Below are 20,711 nucleotides of genomic sequence, written 5' to 3'. Positions count from 1 at the left end.
AGCACATACAATTTTGTATGTGCTAAAAATTACATCGCAAATTTTTCTTCAGCTTTAGAGCTTGCAGAATCTTCTTGTGTTCTAAATGCTTCAGTCATTTCCTCAAATGGACAATGTACAACCATTTTTCCAACACGTCCATAAAAATCACTAAATATACATTGACCTTTCTTCAAATCTTTCAACATTTCCATATTTTCAGGAGATTCTTTTGAATATTCTAAGCCTAAAGATTTTAAAATATCCTCACGTTCATCTTTTTCATCAAATGCAAAATGACAACCAAAGTTACCACCATCATCATCTGCTTTATCTTTTACCGATTGTGTAATAAATACAAGTGAATTATTCTCAGAACGTCCCGTTCTTTTTATACGCTTACCAACTTTTTTACCTTGTCTTGAAGCACTAAAAGCCCAACCCTCATCAATAAATATAGTCGTTTGAACATCTCTACGAGAACCGAATTTCTCTAAAAACTTACCAATTAATAACATTAATGTAATCCCATTTTTCTCACTTGTTGAATAACTTGACGTATCATCATCAGCTTTAGGCATATCTAAACCTTTAACCTGTAAAATAGTTGCTTTTTCTTGAATATTTAAAGCTGGATTCGTACCATCACTAAAAACAAGTTTTAAAATATTGTTTTGCGTTTTTTCAAATAATAAATCGCCTGCATTTTTTACATGCTCATCTTCATTATTCTGTAATTTTTCAATTACATTTAATGAACCAACTTTTTTACCATTTTCACGTTCTTCAACCGTATCAGAAATAGCTTGATAAATTGCCGTTTCAATATGATGATAATTTTCAAAAGATTTAATTTCATCAAACACTGATTTCAACATCTCATTAGCTTCAATACCATCTAAAAATACAATAGGGTCTAGACAACCATAATTGGTTGAATCTTCATAATTCAATGTTACATATTTAAATGTTTTTAAATGATTAATAAATAGGGGATACTTTTCTTGCATTTCCTTACTTTCTGTTACTCTGTCAAACCATTCTGCAAACTCAGATTTTGGATCCCAGTACAACATTTGACCTTTAAAAAATGATGTATAAATCCATAATAATTTTGCTAAAAATGATTTACCTTTACCAGTTTGACCAGTAATTAAAACATGCGGACTATCACTGACAACCCCTTTAATACCTTTTGCGGCCAACAATAAACTAAATAAAATTATATCCCTTGAACTTGCAACAGCTTCCTCACGTGAAACAGAACGTATAAATTTATCAATACGCCCTATATAAAAACCCGTTTTTGTTCCCAAACTTTGAGACACACCAAATAAATTCTCTGCTATACCTGTTGCCGTTGTTCTTTGTAACCAATACTTATTAATAAATAAATCATTACCATGTAAACATTGATAAAACAATTGTAACTGGTCAGCTAATGGATTAACTGCATATATTTGAGTTTCCTTTAATCGTTTCATCAAACGCTTTGCTTTACGTTTACAATCTCTATAATCATCACTTTTAATTACAAACATAAATACCCACTCAATAAATACACCTGAGCCAGTCACTTCTCGTTCCATTTGATTCAATACAAACAAATTATCTTGAACATCTTCCGAAGCACTGTCGCCAGTATCTTGCTTTTCTTTTGCTTGTTGTTTATGATTTATTTTCGCACGGTCAAATTTTTTCTTAACTTTCTCGTTATTAATGATTTTTGCTTTTACATGGCATTCAACCGGAAAAGGCATATTTTGAGCTTTCTCAAATAAATGTGTATATTCCATATCTAAAGGAAAATCATCAACAACAACTGTTGTTGTATAAAATTTCTCGTTATCATTTTCAACTTCTAAAACACTCAAGCGAGTAGGGTCAATTACTGCATTATAAATATCTGTAATAGCTCGTCTTGAAGATTCTTCCTGTACGTCATGTGTTGCATTTGAAATAAAAGGCTTTCTAATAATATAAGCCAATTCATTCTCAGTTAAACGCTCGCCTCCAATACCTAGAAAACTATCAGCCAAATCTCGTTCAAATGTTTTATACTTATCTAAAATTTTATCGTCTAAATTCACATCAAAACCAAAATTCGAAACAATACGCTCAGCCGTATCTGATAATGTACTTTTTAAAATCTCTTTAAGTGTAACTGCATCGTCAGCTAATTCACGTATTTTAACACCCATAACAAAAGAATTATGCGTAATCATTTGTAATTCTTGTTCTAATACATCAATAGTTTCTTTTGAATAATATTCAGCTACATTAAAAGCTTCATCATCAAAATCTTTACTAATTTCTTTAAATTTATTTCGCAAATCTAAATCGTGGTCATACATTTCAAAATGAAAATCTTGATAACCTTTAATCGACTCTAAAAAATAACGCATACGCTTTTTTGATTCTTCTTTTGCATCATAATTTGCTGTTGAAATAGACTCAGAACGAACACGATAATACGCCCAAACTTCGCCAGTTTTCGTTAATAACAAATTATCTCTTAAACCTGCATACGGTGCTTTTAAATTCATGTCATCCCTCCAATAAAAATAACCCCAATAGGGGCTATTTAAATGTTATTTTTTTATCATGATATTCTACTTCTTCATCATAACTTAATTTAACTTTTCTTAACTGAACATTAAAAACAAATATTACAAAATCCCATAAGAAGAAAAATAATTTCTTACCATCTTGCTTTAACTTAACAATATATTTCGTTATATAATAAGGGACAACCGTAAAGTAAATAAACATAAGTCCACCAATAGACATAATGACAGGCTGTAATAAATACCAAAATAACAAAAATAATATAAACCATACAATCAAAAATGTAGCCCAAAAATCTAAACGAAAACCCTTATTAATACGAAATTTATCTGTAAATTCATACATCACTATCGGTTGTTCAAAAGTCCGTTTTAAATTATAAGCTTTTTTATCCAAATGGAATCACCTCAACCGCCAAAAATCATTTTCCAAACACCTGCAATCGCATTAAATACCTGTTCAGGACCTTTAGAAACTAAGAATAAAAAGCCACCAACAACAAATAATATAACCATATGCCCATATTTACCACTAGCCCATTTTACAATACCAACAACCAATACTACTAAACCAATACCCGTACCCACTTCATTACTTATCCAGTCACCAACTCCACCAAGTGATGGACGGTCAGCACCTAAAACTAAAAAATTAAATAAACCACTCATAACATTAACCTCCAATAGAATTAGTCATATTTTTAACGTAATATTTACCATCTTTTTTCGTTATATCTAATGTGTAATGTTCCAAATTCTCCAAAGGAGAATCTTTATCTTTCATCAAAATTTCAACTTTAGCAACATAATCATCGCCTTTTGGATATAATCTAATTTCTCTTATTTGAGAAACTTCTCTAGTTCCTTCTAATCCCTCAGGATTATCCATTAAATAAGCCATATCATCAGACTTACTAGAAGAATATTTATTAAAGAAATCTTCAATAAATGCTTTTGCTTTCGGATTATCTTCACGTTTATTATCTTTCAAGTTATCCTCAACCATCTTAGCTTTATTTAATTGACTATCAGGAATTGGAGTAAAATAAGGATATTCAACAACAACATACTTATTATTCTCACTCTTAATAGGTATATTAATTAGAATATTTTGATTTACTTTACGTTGCTTTTCTTCTGTTTTTGTTTCATACTCATCTTTATCTTTATCATTTTTCTTTTTCTTCTTTACTTTAACTTCTTTTTTTTCAGTAATATTCACATCATAATTAACAATATACTGTATAATCGTTTGTTTATCTTTACGTTTAATATTATAAAATTCCTTACTATTTAATTTACGTTCAGTATCTGATGTTTTTTCTTCAGGCTTTTTATAATCTGATGGAAAATATTTCAATAACTCTTTTTCTCTAGATTCTAATTCTTTTGAGTCTTTAGAAATATTCATATACGTATCAATAAATTTATCAGCATATAACTTTAATTTAGGACTATACTGAACTGTATTCGCATTATCTTCATACTTTTTTTGGATCATATTCGTTTTATTAACTGCTTCTTTACTATCATTATTTGCTCTTGTAGCTTTAATAAAAGAAGCTAATAAAAGAATTAACAAAATAGCTAATAATGAGTAAAAACAAATTACAATCATCTTACGACGATTTTTAAATTTTGGAATTACTCGGCGTTGTTCTTTAGGAATATCAAAATGCTTTCCGTTTTTAGAAAATCGTGTTAAAATGTACTTGCTTATTATTTTCATAAACGATTTTCTAAAATCCTTTACGAAATTTTTAATAAAAATCACATCCCAGTTATTTTTTTAACACTTATCTTTTGATAAGTGCTTTTTTTGTTTTAAAGCCTCCAAATAATGATTAATTCTATTCGTATGCTCATCATTAAATTGTGAATGCGCTAAAATTTTATCTAAAAAATCAGTATCTGTAAGCAACCCCTCAGATTGCGCCATACTTTCGGCAGTTAACACTGTATCTAAAGTAGTAGCAACTTGTTTACATAACCAATCAAGATTATCCTCAATGGACTTTAATGTTGGTCTAGTAGTTAAATTCAATTTTTCAGTATCTTTAATAAATAACGCCCAAGGTCTATATAATGGCCACCGCTTACGATTTTTATCATTTCCATCTTTAGGAGGGGAGATAAAACGCAAATTATTATGCAATATAGACTTTACAATTTCGCTTATATTATCTGTTCTACTCAAAACTTTCGCACAATTAACTGCATATGCCTTTCGCATTTGTATTTCATAACGATTCCATAACCCAATGTCTTCGACATCACAATGACGTTTAAACGCTTGTTCATAATTCTTTTCATAAAAACGACAATATAAATTGCTTTGTTTAGAACCAATATAAAAAGTAGCGCCTTTACTTCTTCCGTCTGACAAATTAAAACCGTTTATTGCGCTTCCAGATCTAAAACGTGAAACACACTCAGCTTTTTCAGCCTTTTTAATTAATAAAGGCACTTTTAAATATGTTTTATAATCATCAATTGCAATATCAATTCTTGTAAAATTTGCATTAACTGATAAACATTTGTCAAAAAAATCTTGCCAAGTTTTATTCAACTGCTGTAAATGATGTTCAAACTCTCTACAACCTGTACCAGTTAACTGTAAGTGAATGCCCATTGATTCATCATCACTTGAATAATACAATTTAATGTTTGAAAATTCATAACCGCGATTATAAAAGTAAATGCCACTATTTCGTTTTTTGAACAACGTTATAGGCAAACCGATAACGTCCTCAATTACTGCTGAAATAGGGGCTATATGGAAAGTGACCTGAACCCAGTCAACAACTGCCTCCACGGCACTTTTATTTGTACGCTCTACCCCCCTATTAGTAAGGGGGGTACACTGGTTTTTTAAAGTCATATTTATTTATGCCTCCTATCAAATCGCAAGCGATTTGATACATGACCGTTCTCGCTTTTTTAACGCGTATTTGTCGCAGGCTCCGCCCAAATGCTTAACGCACTCCGTGCTTGCATTTCTGCGCCTGCATACGCTAAAAGCTACACGGTCATGTTAAATCACTAATACTATATGTTAAACATCAATATCGCCAATATAAATACAATCTTCCAAATTCACTTGTAGCATTCTGCCATGTCCTGCTTCACTCAAGCTCATACACAATAGACAAAGGTCAGCGTAAATTTTAGGCCGACCTTTTACTGTATTTTCTTTAACGTAACTATCATTAAATTTAGACTGTATTTCTTTAGCTAAAGTCATTAATGAAACTTTATCGCCCCAATTTATACGACTAGCAACATAGTTTAAAATAGGTTCACTCAAATTTGAACTATTTGTGTAGCGATATAATCTATCTGCTGTATAATAATCCATTTACATCACCTAATTATTTTTGTTTAAGTGCACTATTAGAACCAACTACTTTAATATCTTCTGCATTCCAGCTATATGCGATAGTTCCAAAATCGCCTGACATTTGAACATACATTTTAACGTCTGGTTCAACTAATTCGCATTCTTGTAAATAGTCTAATTCTACTTTATTAGGCGTTTTAACAGTGATTTGTTCGCCTTGCTCTTGACTCGCTAATTTATATGCATAAACAGTTTTATCAGTACGCTCTCCATTTTCATATTTATATTTTTCATCTACACCTAAAAAGTTTAATTGTCCTAAAGTTTTTTTAATATCCAATACTGGTTTCATAATATATCCATCCTTTACAAAATTTTTAATAAAATTAAACGACTTCTAAAGGGTCGCACGAATAGGAATAACTCCCGCAAATCCGTACCACTGCATTTTTGATAATGGAGTGTCTATGCTTCTCCTGACCTATCATATTTTTAATCAAACCTATCGGTTCATCACCTCAAAAAATTCTAAGTCTTCAATTGAAATATGATACATCTTACAAATAAATGTATTAGACACACCATATTGTTTTAAAAATTTATAATCCTTATAAGTAAATCGATAATCATTCTTTTTTGCCATTTCACAAACTTCTAATATACGAAAATATGCAAAATTATACATTTTACAAATTTTTCTTTTAGAAACATCATGAAATCTTAAAATTACAAATTTACGATAATTTAATTGATCTGAACCATCAAAAAAAGGTGTAAACTCAGTCATAATTATCAATTCCTTTCATAAGAATTAACTGTTAACTAGAGTTTACACCACCTATCCTAAGCCATCATATCAATATAGATATTTCTAAAATGGACTCTTCTTGGCATTTTTATGCGCTTTTTTTATGTTTTTTTATTATTTCATATAAATTAACTGAAAAAATAATGAAGGTATGCAAATGGATATTTAATGAAGAATCAAATAACGATGAAGGTTTAAGAACTCAAAAATTATTTTTATAACGACTGTGGTTTTTGGTACAATAAGTATCTTCTCAACAATTGCAAACGTTTTAGTAGCAATAAAACAATTTCTAAATTAGTTATATCAGCTAAATAATAAAAGGCAGCAAAAATTATATAGTAAAAGCGATAGTAGATTATTAAAAAAATATATAGCATTTGTTCTCACAGCGTCAAAACTCTAAAGCAATTAAGCCATCGAGAGTATTTAAATACATATAAATTCAAATTAAGGAGAATAGGTAAATGAAAAAAGAAATTTTAAAAAAGCAATGGGTATTATGGACAATCTTAGTAACATCTTTCTTTAGTATAGGCACACCAGGTATAGCAATAATCCCGTTCAGTTTATCAATATATGCATTATCTAAATTAATACTTGTTAATAAATTTGTAGAACCCGATTTAGTAACACTTCAAAACTTGAAAGAAAAAAATAAAAGTATCAACATTGAAAATCAAAAAATCAAGCGTGAAATACAAGAATTGAAGAATCTAAAAAAAGATTTAATATCTAGTATAGAAGAAGGTACTAAAGAACTTGAACACATTACTAGTTATTTAAATGATGAATTATTTAAATATGATATAGAATTAACTTATCCCTTCGATTTAGTTGAAGTAGACTCATCTCAAATTAATACATATATTAAAAAATTACAAATGAAAGAAAAAGAATTACTAAATCTTGAAGAAGTGAAAATATTTAATGTTTCTACAGAGAATAAGAGACATCAAAATGCACAGGCCAAGCAAATAATACGATTATTTAATGCTGAAACTTCTCAATTAATTAATAAAGTAAATAGCAAAAATATCGAAAGCATGCAGAACAAAATATTTAAAAGTTATGAAGGGATAAATAAAATATTTGAAACGGATAATGTACGTATTCCTGAAACTTTACTTGACATAAAACTTGAGATGTTAGATTTAATGCACAAGTATCAAGTTAAGATAGAAGATGAAAAGATCATAAGAAGAGAAGAACGAGCTAGACTGAAAGAAATAGAACAAGCAGAAAAAGAAATGGAGAAAAAACTAAAAGAGCTTGATAAAGACATTAGACACCACAATAATGAAATCAAAAAGCTGACAATGTATTTAAATAACACAGATTTACAAGTCGAAAAAGAATTATATATTGAAAAGATTAGAGAATTAGATCAATCACTCAAGAATTTAAATTCTGAAAGAGAAAATGTAGAGGACAGAAAAGATAATGCTCAATCAGGGTTTGTTTATATAATATCAAATATCGGTTCATTTGGAGAAAATGTTTATAAGATTGGTGTAACCCGTAGATTAGAACCAATGGATAGAATTAATGAATTAAGTAGCGCATCTGTTCCCTTTGAATTCGATGTGCACGCTTTAATTTTCTCTGAAAATGCTTTTGAGCTTGAAAACAAATTACACGAATACTTTAAAAAATATAAAGTTAATAAAGTTAACGGAAGAAAAGAATTCTTTAAGGTTAATATTAATGAAATTAAAGATAAAGTTTTATCAGAACACAATAGCACAGTTCAATTCATTGATGAACCAAAAGCTATACAATACAGAGAAACTTTAAGATTAACTTCACTCTAAAAATTTGGGTAGCCCGCCTACCCTTATTATTTTTTTCCAACTTTTATGAGTATGTCATATATCAATAAAAAAACAACCAAATTGTAAAAGGTTTTATGGTTTTGGATATGAATGTAATTATTGTAAAAAGTAATTATTTATTAATCAATACATTGTAATATTAAGTGCAACCCAATAAAAATTCATAAAAATACCCACAATGGGCACTTTATTGTAAGGTGTTTACAACCACGAAAACACATTTAAGTATTGCCAATATGAGCGATAACTATCTTATACTAACTGAGCACGTATAGAGAAAATTATTCTTTAAGACCTATTGCACGTAAATTAGACCGATCCGCATCTACTATCTTACGTGAAATTAGCAGAAATAATGTAAATAAGTTATATCAATCTGAAACGGCTCAAAAGAATTATGTAACTACAAGAAAACTTTGTGGTCATCCTACTGGATTTACTCCAGAACTTAGCAATATCATTAAGTAAAATTTAAAAATACCACTACTCTTCTGAATTAATCGTGATTCGATTTTTTAAAACCGATTTTCTTTTATAACCAAGGATTTATGTTTTAACCACTGATATGATTAGGTTCGATGTTAATGGTAGCGATCATGCAAATTCACCAAATAATGAAAGAATACCTACGCCACATATACACATATATACTGAAGAATATAATAATGGTGGTATTGCGATCCCATTAAAAGATATTGAAGATTTAGAATTAACAGATGAAATTATAGAATCATTAGACTTCTTTATGAAGTATACTAATATAAAACACGATAATGTTATAATAGAACCAAGATTACTGTAAAAGAAATGGCGGGATACTTATTGAAGACTATCGAAGAAAGAATGAACGAATATTTCAACTGGTTAAAACAAAATTATATCTTCAAAGAATTAGATAGTTCTACAGAAATTACTACTCCCTTTAAGAACCATTTGAATGATTTTATTAGAATATATGCTGATACACTACCTAATAATGAAATTTGTCTATCAGATAACGGATTGACGATTAATGAATTAGAAATGTTGGGTATTGATATAAACACAAAAACGAGAACTAAACTTATACAGAATATTTTAAATCAATTTAATTTAAAATTAGTTGATAAAGAAATTACAGCGGATGTTAAAAATTAGAGTTTTGCTCAGTCTAAACATAATTTAATTCAAGGCATATTGAAAATTTATGACCTTACTTTAACTACTAAATCTAACGTTACAAACAGATTCTATGAAGAAGTATTTGAATTCTTATATGACCGAGAAATAAGAGGTTTAGCACAAGTTTCTGTTTCTGGAGAATCAGGTTTAAAATATTCTATTGATTATATTGTTTCAGAAACAAAATCACAACCAGAAAAACTAGTTAACTTTACAAATAACTTAGATTTTAACAAAATAACTAATGAAGCTTATATTTACCGTGATATCAAACCAAACAGACCTTCCAGAAACAAATTAGAACCTATCATGTTAATAATTGTAAATGATGTATATCATCCGATAAATGAAAGAGCACAAACTGTAGCAGAACATGAGAACCTTGAGATATTAAAATGGTCTAATAAATCAAAAATCATTGAAACTTTAACCTCATAAATTAACATTAGACCCCTATTTGTAATTCTTTAATTTTCAAATCATATCGTGCAAGTAAAAAAGTAGATACTTTTTTATTTGCACGTTTTATTTTAGAACAAAAAGAGCAAGGTCAACGAATCAGAAAATCTTTTTCTTGATACGTATTTGACACTTGCTCTTTTAAGAATACTAACATTTCATTGTATTTCCGTTAAATTAACGGAGAAGGCGGATTACCTCGATATATTTATCTCTAGAGTGTTAAAAAATTGTACATTCTTAAACAATCAAAAGTATACGTTATTAAATTATCATTTCCACTGGAGAATCATGGCGACTAAAAGATTATTAAAGTAAAAATACATTTAAAGTCACGACAATATTAAACCTCTAAAAAACGTCATTTTCAAACCGCCATTAAACAGCATTTTTAAACCGCTATTGACATAAAACATATTTAGAATAAATCATTGAGAAAAATTAAATAATTCAACCAGCAATAAACTAACTATTTACATGAATCTATAAAACACTTAGAACAAAAGTTCGAAAAACGCACTTTATGATTGTATAGTGATATCAAATATACTTATCAGTGAGTATTAAGAAATACTTCCATTTTAATACTCTTAGAATCAACTACTTTATTATCTCCGTAAATATTTAAAAACTTATATGGAACAAAAGGTACTAGTTCTTTTTTAGGAAATAAGTCAAACCAAAAACTTGTATTGTTCTTTTCAGTAAATTTTATATATCCAGATTCAAATGCAGAACCATCAAACTCGTATAGCTTTTTTTCTTTAGTGAGCCAGTGTCTTGCTTTGTAATCTAGTTCTTGAATAGTAACCATATTCTTATTTGTAGTTATTGTAAATCCAAGTGATTGTCTATTGTCGATTGTTACCTGTACAGTAATTAATTTATCTCTTTCATTTTCAGAACTATTAAATGTAAGACCACCATACATACAACAACCTCCAAAATTTTGGTTTATATCCGGTTCAGATTTAGGTATTATACATGTATAAAAATATGGAACACCAAAAATGTCTACTTTTTTACCTTTATAATTGTTAGCTAATTCTGTATTTTCTAATTCAGTTTTAACCTCATTATAACTCTTATACTCAATTGGAAAAATTAAATCATGAGATAAAAACTGTCTAGAATTGATAACTCCTCTTCCTTCAACAGGTGGAGACATATAAAGATTCATAACATTTCCCATAGTTCCCTTATTACTTTTATAATCACTTACTTTATTTAGTTCGTCTATTTTAGGATCGGGTTGGGAATTCGCATAATTTATATTATGAAAAACTATTTCTAGAATCAAAATAATAATTACAGTAGATAATTTCTTCATAAAACCTCCTCTAACTTATTCAGTCTATTTGACAATGAAACTTATTATAAATTCACGCTTATAGATAGTTCAGGTTGTAGTGTGTCGATAGCATTCGTTTTAAAAATAAAAATTCACTAGCAAAATAAATTAACATTCTATTTATCATTATTACTAATTACAACAAATAATTTTGAATCCGTATTCAAGATAATATATAAATTTCAAATTTTACTACTATTCAAATCGTTGTCCCCTCATATAATAGTTTATTTTCATGATTCAGTTGATAATCATCAATCACTTAATCTTTATATAAAAATACATCGATATGATAATTAGATGAGCTAACTGTTCTATTATCACTATAAAATTGAAAAAACTCTGCTCCTACTGAACCTTTTATGTTATATAAATCATAATAAAATGATTGATTTTGATGATTATTAGAATGAAAGAAAATGCATCCTTTTTGTATGTTACCGGTATCTTTATTGTATATTTTATATAAATTTTCTAATTTAAATCGAACTTTAGTATCTAATTCTTGTACTGTTACTTTAGCCTTTTTAGTTTTTATAACAAAACCTTCTTGTTGGATACCATCTTTAAATACATTAACGCCTATAACTCTCTCTTCATCTAATTGATTTCCATCATATATCGTAACTCCTCCGTATAAGCATGATGTTTTTTCTTCAGTTAAGCCTACACATTTATTTCCATAATACAGTCCATAAATATCTATATTTTTCCCTTTAAATTGATTTGCTAAATCTGATGAGTTAAACTCAACTTTCAAACTAGAAGTTTTAAGTACGGATATATCAATATCTTTTAATATTATAGTATTATTCAGTAGTTGATCTGTACTAATTTTATTTGACTCGTCTAATTGCCACGTTATATCAGTATAATAACTTGTTAAATTAAATAACTTACTACTATCTATATCAGATTTTTTCTTTAAATCATTTTTGTCTACATCAGCATTAACATAATTATTATTTATAAGACATAATAAAGTTATTATAATCGCAGCTATGCAGAACAATCTCATAAACTTTTTAATATTTTTTATAATATAATCTCCCTCAATTATTTTTTGGTTAAATGAACTTCTACATTAATAGATTTACTCTCAACTGTCTTATTATCATTATAAATTAGTAAATATTTAGTCGGATAAAATTTTTCACCAGATTCAGGCATCATATCATACCAAAAAGAATGACCATTTCCTTCGATAAACTTTATATAGCCAGTCTCATAAGGCGAACTATTAAATTCATATAAATTTTTATGCTTAAGTAAATAGTTTCTAACTTTATAATCTATTTCTTGTGCTGTTATGTTTTTCTTATTAGTAGGTATATCAAAAGATAATGAATTTCTCTCGTTTTCAAAAACTTTAATTAAGATATTATGAGAGTTATCAGTTGAATTATTTTTATCTATTTGATTTCCATCATGCTCGGTCACACCGCCATACATACACGTTTTTTCAATTAGTCTACCATCATTTAATTCCATATTATCCGCTGAAAAATAGCATTGATAATAATAGTTTGTCCCAAACAAATCTATGTTTTTATTTTTGTATTTATCCGAAAGGCTATTATTATTAAATTCTGTTTTTAAAATTTTAGAACCATCAATTTTAGAGCCATTTATTTTAAATAATAAATCATGTTGTAAAAACTTCTCTTGGGCTTTAATGTTTATTTCTGATACGTGTTTATCATCATACAAATACCTCATATTATCCATTAGACCAGTGAATTCACTCGCTTTATTCAATTGTTCTGGTTTAGGATTGCCATTTAACATAAATAGTAAGCTGCAAGACTTAACACATATGAAGATAAAAGCAAATAACTTCATTCCAACAACTCCATATTTTAAATTTTTATAAATTCGATGTATTACAGGTAATATTAAACGTACACATTACCATTAAAGGCATTAAAATTTAAATAGTTAATACATATGTTAATTTCAAATAAATTCGCATTTTAGTGTTAAAACTAATTATCATTAGTTACTATCTACATATGATATTTCAACATCAAGATGAAATTTTTCAGATTCTATTATTTTATTATCTTCATAAATTTTCAAAAAACTTACAGGCAGTCCATCTCCTGTATAAAACAAATCATATGAAAATGATTTTTCATCATTTAAATGAAATAAAACTTTCCCCTTATTAAAACCTGAATAAAATTTAGATTTATACCCATATTCTTTACCTTTACCATTGTTATTATGACCATATATATTGTATTCTTCTTGAAGATATCTCCTTAATTTAACATCAATTTCTTGAGCTGTGACTAGTTTTTTATTAGTTGCTATTTTGTCAGTAGAAATTGTTTTATGCTTGCCATTAATCCAAAGATTTATAGGGATTTTTCTAGCAGAATTTAAGTATTGTCCTGATAAAGTGGCCCCTCCATACATGTATTTAGTTTTACAAGGACCATTATAATCAATGCCAAAAATATCCATTTTCTTTCCTTTAAATTTACTTATTTCGTCCCAATTATTAGATTCTGAGATCAAATCATTGGTACCGGTTGAAAATTCAAGTTGATTTGCAATAGGTAAGTTTTTATCTGTGACGCCTTTTAAATCTATATAATCATATTTTGTATAGAAATTTCTTAAGTTACCTACACCAATATCTCCTTGCGCATACGAAAGGTCTTTAATGTTAAAAAATAATATAAAAACTAATATAAAACTGTATTTAATTTTTTTCATGGCATTTCCTTTACTAAGTTATGATTGAAGTATTTCAACTTTCGTCCTTATAAGATATTTCTACATCTAAATGGAATTTATCAGTTTCGACAGTTTTGTTGTCATTATATATTTTTAGGAAACTTTCAGCTTGCCCTGTTCCTGTATCAAATAAGTCATAAGAGAATGATGTACCGTCATTCAAATGAAATGATATTTTCCCAGTATTAAATCCAGAAAAAAACTTGGATTTTGTACCGTAATTTCTTCCTTTATTTGTATCATTAAAGCCATAAATGTTATATTCTTCTTGTAGATATCTTCTTAATTTAGTATCAATTTCTTGAGCTGTTACTATCTTTTTATTAGTTGATACTTTGTCAGTAGAAATTGTTTTAAGGTTGCCATTAACCCAAAGATTAATAGGAATACATCTAGACTTCTCTAAATAATCACCCGCTAAAGTAACTCCTCCGTACATATATTTATTTTTTAGACAATATCCACTATAACTTAGGCCGTATACATCAACAGCACGATTTTTGAATTTTTTTACATCTTCAACATTCTTAAATTCAGCTGTTACTGTCGAATTATCCTTAGAAAAAACTAATTGATGTGAAAGACGATTATTGTCAGGATTAATATTTTGATGGTCTTCGATTGGATAGCTACCATAATAGTTCCTAAGATTCAAAACTCCAACATCAGCGGTTGCGATATGATTTTGTGAATAACAAAACAATAAAACAACAATGATAAGTATTCTTTTCATTTTATATTTCTCCTATAATTAAATATGTCTATCTTTATTATCCTTTTATTGTAAAAAAACATTCTTCTTCTTAAATCATCCTGACTCTATCCCACTTATATACTATTACTCGTTAATCTACTTTTGTTATCTATACTAAAATAGAAAAATTTTTATAGTAATAAAGTTAGATTTGAATCATTAATCGTTCATCGTCATTTGCTATGCAACTTTGTAAAAATATGTTAATATCTATAGTTCTTTATAGGATTGTAAGTTGATATGCATCAACTTTTAATTTGTTATGTAAATAAATAAACATCAATATGATAGTCTGATGAATCTATTGTTTTATTATCATTATAAATTTGCAAATATTGATCTGGTAAATTTCCTTTAATATAAAATAAATCATAATAAAATGATTCTTTATGCTCCGAATGAGAATGGAATTTAATATAACCTTTTTGTACATCACTAGTCATTCGATCATATAATTTATATACATTATTTAATTTTGTTCTTACTTTAATATCAAGTTCTTGTGCAGTAACTTTCTTTTTATCTGTAGTAACGATAAATGTATTAACATTTACATTATCCTTATACACAGCTACTCCTATTTCTTTAGGTTCACTTAATTTATTATTTTCATGAGGTGTTACCCCGCCATAAGTACAGGCAGTTTTCACTTGATGCTCACCATGACAATGCGCTTTATAATAGACACCATAAATATCTACAGTTTTTCCAAAATACTCTTTGGAAATTTCCGATGAGCTAAATTCCACTTTTAAATCTTTAAATTCAGCAGATTTTCCATCTAACCAAGTAAAATTTTTAAATAATAAATCAATATCTAAAAATTTTTCTGTAGTTAATACAGTTGACTCATTTATTGTAAAGCGATTAGTCATATAGTCTTTATCAATATTATGTAGAGCAATATCGTCTACACTTGACTTCTTACACAAATCCTCAATTTTAGGATTTTCTTCATTTGCATATGCATTGTTTACACTACATATTGCAATTAAATTTATAATTAATAATAATACATTTAACATTGCTTTACTCTTTTTTATAATATCCCTCCTTCACAAAAAGCTTTCTTATAGAAATTTTTCAATATAAATTAAAAAATTCTGGTTTTAACCTTTAAATATTCACTAATACTTTTTGATTACGATTTTAAAACTTAACAATCCTATTAACAATTGAACAAACACATTTTAAACTAAGTGACTCAGATAATAGACAAAAAACCTTAAAAATAGCGCTTAAAATGGGTAAAACCATTTTAAGCGCTATAACGGAGAGTGAGGGATTCGAACCCTCGAGACGCTTGTGGCGCCTACACACTTTCCAGGCGTGCTCCTTCGGCCAACTCGGACAACTCTCCTCAACAATAAATATGTAATAAAAAAACAGAAGCGATATTTCACTTCTGTTTGTATGACTCCTACGGGACTCGAACCCGTGTTACCGCCGTGAAAGGGCGGTGTCTTAACCGCTTGACCAAGGAGCCATGGCTCCACAGGTAGGACTCGAACCTACGACCGATCGGTTAACAGCCGATAGCTCTACCACTGAGCTACTGTGGAATAATAGAAAATAATGGAGCGGGTGATGGGAATCGAACCCACAACATCAGCTTGGAAGGCTGAGGTTTTGCCATTAAACTACACCCGCTAATGTAAACGATTATGGGGCGGCTGAAGGGGATCGAACCCTCGAATGTCGGAACCACAATCCGATGTGTTAACCACTTCACCACAACCGCCATGAATTAAGAATGGTTCAGGACAGAGTCGAACTGCCGACACATGGAGCTTCAATCCATTGCTCTACCAACTGAGCTACTGAACCGTAATGGTAATAATAATGGCGGTCTCGACGGGAATCGAACCCGCGATCTCCTGCGTGACAGGCAGGCGTGTTAACCGCTACACTACGAGACCTATTAAATTAAAAACTATGTATTGCGGGAGGCGGATTTGAACCACCGACCTTCGGGTTATGAGCCCGACGAGCTACCGAACTGCTCCATCCCGCGCTAATATTATTTTGAATTACCTAATTAATATACCATAATCAAAAACCTAAAGTCAAGAACTTTTTGAATTTAATTTAAATGTTATCTCTTAAATAATTACTTAAATATCGTAGCAACATGTTCTCTGTTGAACACAAATATTAGTATATTCATTTTTGTAGTATACGTCAACGACATTTTTAAAGTTTTTTGTGTAAAAAAACGCTTCTTATTCCCTTTTATCATATAAGTGTCTAATAGTTGTTATAAATAGTGTTACAGCATTTTAAAAGGTATAGGAATTATAAAGTTTACAACGCCTATACCTTCTGAAAAAGAAATTTAAAAGCTTGCTACAACCGCATGCTCATTCAGTCAACGACTACCAATATAACATTGTAGCCCTAAGACATTCCTTGGCGCTTCAATTACCACATTTTTTTCAAAATCAGCAGCTACCTACAGACACAACATAACACAACAATACATTACCTATCGTGTCATGTAATCTTGCATCCGATCTTGCAACGCTGTAAATGTTTCGAAGCCATCCTCTTCTAAGAAGTGCCCTCCATCTTCCACGATTCGCAAGTTCCCCTCTAATGCATTCATTAAACGCTGAGTCTCTTTATATGAAACGTATTTGTCATTTTTAGAACTCAATCCGTAAAAATTGTCAACTTTCTTTTTAATATTATCGTAATCAATAGTTACATTACTTAAATCGATATCTAAATCTATATTTTCTGCATCTTCTTTAAAGCCCGCTATACTGAAAAAGCCTTCAATCGGCTGATCAATCATTTCAATATATTTTAAAGCTGTGATTGAACCTAAACCATGTGTTACAAAATATGTATCCTTTTTGCGTACATTAATTTGTTTCGTCATAGCTTCAATCCACTGATCCACTGTATTCGCTTCAGGGGATTCAAAATTAAATAATGTTACGTCATATCCTTCTAAAGTTAAGTTATGCTCCAACCACTGATACCAATGATTTCTACTATTTCCATGCATAGAATGTACAATGATTACATCTGTCATCTCATTCTCTCCTTTCAACTTACTACTTCTTTTCTATTTAAAAAAATGAATGATTACCTATAATTGTAAAATAAAAACACCTTAATTAGAAATGTTATATCGCAAAGTGACATTTCTAATTAAGGTGCATTGTCATCATTTCAATATCATTCAATAATAGCTAAACCTTCTTCTTCGATTCAGTTTCATGAAATAATTCCCGCTGAAAGTATCATGATTTACACATTACTTCCACCATTATATAACTTAAAAATGACTATATTTCATCAAACATTATCTAAAGGCGTCGCACCTACACCAACTCCATCCAACAATTAACTTACAACTCTGCGATTACTTCTTCAGCAGCAACTTTACCTTGTGTAATACAATCAGGTAGTCCAACCGCTTCAAAAGATGCACCAGTTACTCTAAGTCGTGGATATGTTTGTTTAATATGTGCTTGAATCTGCCTAATTTGTTGAATGTGACCAACATGGTACTGTGGCATACTTTTCGGCAAACGATTGACAATTGTAAATTCAGGATCGCCTTTAAATGTCATCATTTGACTTAAATCTCTACGTACAATCGATACTAATTCATCATCTGTATGATCATCAACCACAGTATCACCTGGTTTACCTACATACGCACGAATCAAAACCTTACCTTCTGGTGTAGTAAATGGCCATTTTTTCGATGTCCAAGTACATGCGGTAATGTCAGTATCACTCGTTCTCGCAATCACGAAGCCAGTACCATCATAAGTATTTTCAATGTCTTTTTCATCAAATGCCAATACAACAGTTGCAACAGTCGTACTATCCATCGTTTTTAAATAATCAAATGCTGGATCTTGTCCGAACCAATTCAAAAAAACTTGATGCGGTGTTGTCACTAATACCCCATCGAATACATCTTCTTGTTGATTACTGTAAACAATTTTATATTGCTTTTGATATGTAATAATATCATCCACTGACGTATTGTAACGTATTGTCACACCTTTATTTTTCACATCTTGTTCTAATGCTTCAATAAATGAACTTAAACCATGCTTAAATTGTTTGAATTGTCCTTTTGGTGCGCCAGGATATAATTGTCTTTGTTTCAGACGCTTATTTTTCTCATCCTTCATACCTTTTATCAGACTTCCGAATGCCTCTTCTTTTTCTTTAAAATTAGGAAACGTACTCATCAAACTTAATTTATCAATATCGGTACCATAAATACCACCCATTAAAGGCTCAATTAAATTCTCAAGTACCTCATTACCTAATCTTGCTCTGAAAAATGCACCAACAGAAATGTCACCATTCTGCATTTGAGTAGGTTTTTTAAATAAATCAAACCCTGCTCTTAACTTTCCAAATGGTGAAATTAATTTAGTTGTCACAAACGGTTTGATATCTGTCGGAATTCCCATAATTGATCCACCTGGAATAGGATACAATTTGTTTTTCGCAAAAATATAAGATTGTCCAGTCGTATTTGTAACAATATCTTGTTCTAATCCAATATCTTTCGCTAATTCTGTCATAATCGTTTTTCTACCTAAATAAGATTCAGGCCCTAGTTCAATCATATAACCATCTTTACGATACGATTGAATCTTCCCCCCCGGACGATTCGATGCTTCAAAGATGGTTACATCAATATTAGGATCTTGCTGTTTTAAAAAATATGCACTTGATAAACCTGTTATCCCCGCTCCTATAATAGCCACTGATTTAGTCACAACGTTTCACGCTTCTTTCGTCATTAAAATATAGACTTGATTTCATCAACAATTGCACCGATAAATAATGGATGTGTATTCGGCATTTTTGGACGATAATAATTCGCGCCAATGTCATCGCAAACAACTTTACATTCATAATCATTGTCATAAAGCACCTCTAAATGCTCACATACAAAACCTACTGGCGTATATATAAAGTTTTTATACTGATGTTTTTCATATAAATCACGTGTTAAATCTTGTACATCTGGCCCTAACCAAGGTGTACCTGTATTACCTTCAGATTGCCAACCAATCGCGATATGTTCAATATTAGATTGTTCTTTAATTAAAAGCGCAGTATGTTCTAGTTCTTGTGGATATGGATCATTATTCTTTTCGATTAAACCTTTTGGCAAACTATGTGCCGAAACAACTAATACCGTGTCTTTGTGTTCCTCTTCCGGTATTTGAGCTAATGTTTCGTTGACTTTATTCGTCCAATATTCAATAAATTTAGGTTGTTCATAATAATGTTTCACATGTGTAAGTTGAATACCATATTTTGCAGCTTCTTCATCAGCACGTTTGTCATATGATCCTACTGAAAATGAAGAATAATGTGGTGCTAGTACTACAGTGATTGCTTCAGTAATACCATCTTTGTGCATTTGTTCAACCGCATCTTCGATAAATGGTGAAATGTGTTTTAATCCTAAGTATAGTTTAAATTCAACATCTGCATATGCTTTATTTAATGCTGAAACTAGCGCATCAGCCTGGTCATCTGTTGTACCTGCTAATGGTGATAAACCACCTATAAATTCATATCTATCTTTCAAATCTTGAAGTTCTTCTTCAGATGGACGTTTACCATGTCTAATGTCTGTATAATATGGCTCTATGTCACTTTCTTTATAAGGTGTGCCATAAGCCATAACTAATAATCCCATTTTTTTAGTCATTGATA

Annotated in this window: 19 protein-coding genes, 8 tRNA genes and 2 pseudogenes; 4 read left to right on the top strand and 25 right to left on the bottom strand. The window is 29.7% G+C overall.

From position 1 onward, the window contains the following. Positions 1 to 29: 29 nt before the first annotated feature. From NST10_RS01050 to NST10_RS01015, 8 genes are all read right to left on the bottom strand, one after another. Positions 30 to 2,525, bottom strand: a complete 2,496-nt coding sequence (locus NST10_RS01050; RefSeq protein ID WP_339210652.1) for an ATP-binding protein — start codon at positions 2,523 to 2,525, stop codon at positions 30 to 32. Positions 2,526 to 2,559: 34 nt separating this feature from the next. Next, a complete protein-coding gene (locus NST10_RS01045) occupies positions 2,560 to 2,943 on the bottom strand; it encodes a TcpE family conjugal transfer membrane protein (RefSeq protein WP_000358146.1) in 384 nt (127 codons plus the stop codon). An 11-nt stretch (positions 2,944 to 2,954) separates the two neighbouring features. Next, positions 2,955 to 3,215, bottom strand: coding sequence for a TcpD family membrane protein (locus tag NST10_RS01040; protein ID WP_000015642.1), 261 nt, complete (start codon positions 3,213 to 3,215; stop codon positions 2,955 to 2,957). Between the two features lie 4 nt (positions 3,216 to 3,219). After that, positions 3,220 to 4,275 (bottom strand): conjugal transfer protein, encoded by a 1,056-nt coding sequence (locus tag NST10_RS01035; RefSeq protein ID WP_000692007.1) that lies wholly within the window; start codon positions 4,273 to 4,275, stop codon positions 3,220 to 3,222. 60 nt (positions 4,276 to 4,335) lie between these two features. Further along, complete coding sequence (locus tag NST10_RS01030; RefSeq protein WP_000172940.1) at positions 4,336 to 5,427, bottom strand: replication initiation factor domain-containing protein; 1,092 nt, start codon at positions 5,425 to 5,427, stop codon at positions 4,336 to 4,338. A 174-nt stretch (positions 5,428 to 5,601) separates the two neighbouring features. Then, a complete protein-coding gene (locus tag NST10_RS01025; protein WP_000386891.1) occupies positions 5,602 to 5,904 on the bottom strand; it encodes a hypothetical protein in 303 nt (100 codons plus the stop codon). 13 nt (positions 5,905 to 5,917) lie between these two features. After that, positions 5,918 to 6,238 (bottom strand): DUF961 family protein, encoded by a 321-nt coding sequence (locus tag NST10_RS01020; RefSeq protein WP_000805733.1) that lies wholly within the window; start codon positions 6,236 to 6,238, stop codon positions 5,918 to 5,920. Positions 6,239 to 6,388: 150 nt separating this feature from the next. Next, positions 6,389 to 6,673, bottom strand: coding sequence for a hypothetical protein (locus NST10_RS01015; protein WP_339210644.1), 285 nt, complete (start codon positions 6,671 to 6,673; stop codon positions 6,389 to 6,391). A gap of 488 nt (positions 6,674 to 7,161) precedes the next feature. Here NST10_RS01015 and NST10_RS01010 point away from each other — a divergent pair, with 488 nt between their 5' ends. The 4 genes and pseudogenes from NST10_RS01010 (at position 7,162) to NST10_RS00995 (ending at position 10,128) form a co-directional block, all read left to right on the top strand. Beyond that, positions 7,162 to 8,508, top strand: a complete 1,347-nt coding sequence (locus tag NST10_RS01010; RefSeq protein WP_000711497.1) for a DUF4041 domain-containing protein — start codon at positions 7,162 to 7,164, stop codon at positions 8,506 to 8,508. Between the two features lie 257 nt (positions 8,509 to 8,765). Beyond that, positions 8,766 to 8,994, top strand: a pseudogene (locus NST10_RS01005) (helix-turn-helix domain-containing protein); the annotation flags it as partial. A gap of 100 nt (positions 8,995 to 9,094) precedes the next feature. Continuing rightward, a complete protein-coding gene (locus tag NST10_RS01000) occupies positions 9,095 to 9,331 on the top strand; it encodes a hypothetical protein (protein WP_000617706.1) in 237 nt (78 codons plus the stop codon). A 20-nt stretch (positions 9,332 to 9,351) separates the two neighbouring features. Further along, positions 9,352 to 10,128 (top strand): annotated as a pseudogene (locus NST10_RS00995) (DUF1828 domain-containing protein). Between the two features lie 574 nt (positions 10,129 to 10,702). Here NST10_RS00995 and seg read toward each other — a convergent pair. The 17 genes from seg to hemH all read right to left on the bottom strand — a co-directional run bounded on the left by seg (position 10,703) and on the right by hemH (position 20,706). Further along, a complete protein-coding gene (gene seg, locus NST10_RS00990; RefSeq protein ID WP_000736707.1) occupies positions 10,703 to 11,479 on the bottom strand; it encodes a staphylococcal enterotoxin type G in 777 nt (258 codons plus the stop codon). Between the two features lie 283 nt (positions 11,480 to 11,762). Continuing rightward, positions 11,763 to 12,518 carry a staphylococcal enterotoxin type N gene (gene sen / locus NST10_RS00985; RefSeq protein ID WP_001235656.1) on the bottom strand — a complete coding sequence of 252 codons (756 nt, stop codon included), beginning with the start codon at positions 12,516 to 12,518 and terminating at the stop codon, positions 11,763 to 11,765. A gap of 38 nt (positions 12,519 to 12,556) precedes the next feature. Then, on the bottom strand, positions 12,557 to 13,342 hold the full coding sequence (gene seu / locus NST10_RS00980; RefSeq protein WP_000764684.1) for a staphylococcal enterotoxin type U: 786 nt from the start codon (positions 13,340 to 13,342) through the stop codon (positions 12,557 to 12,559). Between the two features lie 153 nt (positions 13,343 to 13,495). After that, complete coding sequence (sei, locus tag NST10_RS00975; protein ID WP_000721567.1) at positions 13,496 to 14,224, bottom strand: staphylococcal enterotoxin type I; 729 nt, start codon at positions 14,222 to 14,224, stop codon at positions 13,496 to 13,498. 34 nt (positions 14,225 to 14,258) lie between these two features. Then, the gene (sem, locus tag NST10_RS00970; protein WP_000821649.1) at positions 14,259 to 14,978 is read right to left on the bottom strand and encodes a staphylococcal enterotoxin type M; all 720 of its coding nucleotides are present in this window, start codon (positions 14,976 to 14,978) and stop codon (positions 14,259 to 14,261) included. Between the two features lie 281 nt (positions 14,979 to 15,259). Then, positions 15,260 to 16,042, bottom strand: a complete 783-nt coding sequence (locus tag NST10_RS00965; protein WP_147612242.1) for an exotoxin beta-grasp domain-containing protein — start codon at positions 16,040 to 16,042, stop codon at positions 15,260 to 15,262. A gap of 228 nt (positions 16,043 to 16,270) precedes the next feature. Further along, positions 16,271 to 16,359: transfer RNA gene (locus NST10_RS00960), tRNA-Ser, on the bottom strand. A gap of 54 nt (positions 16,360 to 16,413) precedes the next feature. Continuing rightward, positions 16,414 to 16,485 (bottom strand) — tRNA-Glu (locus NST10_RS00955). 1 nt (position 16,486) lies between these two features. Then, positions 16,487 to 16,561, bottom strand: a tRNA-Asn gene (locus tag NST10_RS00950). A gap of 14 nt (positions 16,562 to 16,575) precedes the next feature. Then, a tRNA-Gly gene (locus tag NST10_RS00945) sits at positions 16,576 to 16,649 on the bottom strand. Positions 16,650 to 16,664: 15 nt separating this feature from the next. Then, positions 16,665 to 16,740 (bottom strand) — tRNA-His (locus NST10_RS00940). 13 nt (positions 16,741 to 16,753) lie between these two features. Continuing rightward, positions 16,754 to 16,826, bottom strand: a tRNA-Phe gene (locus tag NST10_RS00935). 16 nt (positions 16,827 to 16,842) lie between these two features. Further along, positions 16,843 to 16,918, bottom strand: a tRNA-Asp gene (locus NST10_RS00930). 21 nt (positions 16,919 to 16,939) lie between these two features. Next, positions 16,940 to 17,013: transfer RNA gene (locus NST10_RS00925), tRNA-Met, on the bottom strand. Between the two features lie 471 nt (positions 17,014 to 17,484). Continuing rightward, a complete protein-coding gene (locus NST10_RS00920) occupies positions 17,485 to 18,039 on the bottom strand; it encodes an alpha/beta hydrolase (RefSeq protein ID WP_000132893.1) in 555 nt (184 codons plus the stop codon). Positions 18,040 to 18,358: 319 nt separating this feature from the next. Next, on the bottom strand, positions 18,359 to 19,759 hold the full coding sequence (gene hemY / locus NST10_RS00915) for a protoporphyrinogen oxidase (protein ID WP_339210637.1): 1,401 nt from the start codon (positions 19,757 to 19,759) through the stop codon (positions 18,359 to 18,361). Positions 19,760 to 19,782: 23 nt separating this feature from the next. After that, the gene (gene hemH / locus NST10_RS00910; RefSeq protein WP_000162875.1) at positions 19,783 to 20,706 is read right to left on the bottom strand and encodes a ferrochelatase; all 924 of its coding nucleotides are present in this window, start codon (positions 20,704 to 20,706) and stop codon (positions 19,783 to 19,785) included. Positions 20,707 to 20,711: the final 5 nt, after the last annotated feature.

Source organism: Staphylococcus sp. FSL W8-0305 (assembly GCF_037966415.1).
In the GTDB taxonomy this organism is placed as follows: domain Bacteria; phylum Bacillota; class Bacilli; order Staphylococcales; family Staphylococcaceae; genus Staphylococcus; species Staphylococcus aureus.
This window is presented reverse-complemented; position numbering and strand designations above follow the sequence as displayed.

Coding starts and splice junctions, on each gene's coding strand:
- NST10_RS01050 (WP_339210652.1), bottom strand. CDS start 2,525: ATGAATTTAAAAGCACCGTATGCAGGTTTAAGAGATAATTTGTTATTA.
- NST10_RS01040 (WP_000015642.1), bottom strand. CDS start 3,215: ATGAGTGGTTTATTTAATTTTTTAGTTTTAGGTGCTGACCGTCCATCA.
- NST10_RS01035 (WP_000692007.1), bottom strand. CDS start 4,275: ATGAAAATAATAAGCAAGTACATTTTAACACGATTTTCTAAAAACGGA.
- NST10_RS01030 (WP_000172940.1), bottom strand. CDS start 5,427: ATGACTTTAAAAAACCAGTGTACCCCCCTTACTAATAGGGGGGTAGAG.
- NST10_RS01025 (WP_000386891.1), bottom strand. CDS start 5,904: ATGGATTATTATACAGCAGATAGATTATATCGCTACACAAATAGTTCA.
- NST10_RS01020 (WP_000805733.1), bottom strand. CDS start 6,238: ATGAAACCAGTATTGGATATTAAAAAAACTTTAGGACAATTAAACTTT.
- NST10_RS01015 (WP_339210644.1), bottom strand. CDS start 6,673: ATGACTGAGTTTACACCTTTTTTTGATGGTTCAGATCAATTAAATTAT.
- NST10_RS01010 (WP_000711497.1), top strand. CDS start 7,162: ATGAAAAAAGAAATTTTAAAAAAGCAATGGGTATTATGGACAATCTTA.
- NST10_RS01000 (WP_000617706.1), top strand. CDS start 9,095: ATGATTAGGTTCGATGTTAATGGTAGCGATCATGCAAATTCACCAAAT.
- seg (WP_000736707.1), bottom strand. CDS start 11,479: ATGAAGAAATTATCTACTGTAATTATTATTTTGATTCTAGAAATAGTT.
- sen (WP_001235656.1), bottom strand. CDS start 12,518: ATGAGATTGTTCTGCATAGCTGCGATTATAATAACTTTATTATGTCTT.
- seu (WP_000764684.1), bottom strand. CDS start 13,342: ATGAAGTTATTTGCTTTTATCTTCATATGTGTTAAGTCTTGCAGCTTA.
- sei (WP_000721567.1), bottom strand. CDS start 14,224: ATGAAAAAAATTAAATACAGTTTTATATTAGTTTTTATATTATTTTTT.
- sem (WP_000821649.1), bottom strand. CDS start 14,978: ATGAAAAGAATACTTATCATTGTTGTTTTATTGTTTTGTTATTCACAA.
- NST10_RS00920 (WP_000132893.1), bottom strand. CDS start 18,039: ATGACAGATGTAATCATTGTACATTCTATGCATGGAAATAGTAGAAAT.
- hemH (WP_000162875.1), bottom strand. CDS start 20,706: ATGACTAAAAAAATGGGATTATTAGTTATGGCTTATGGCACACCTTAT.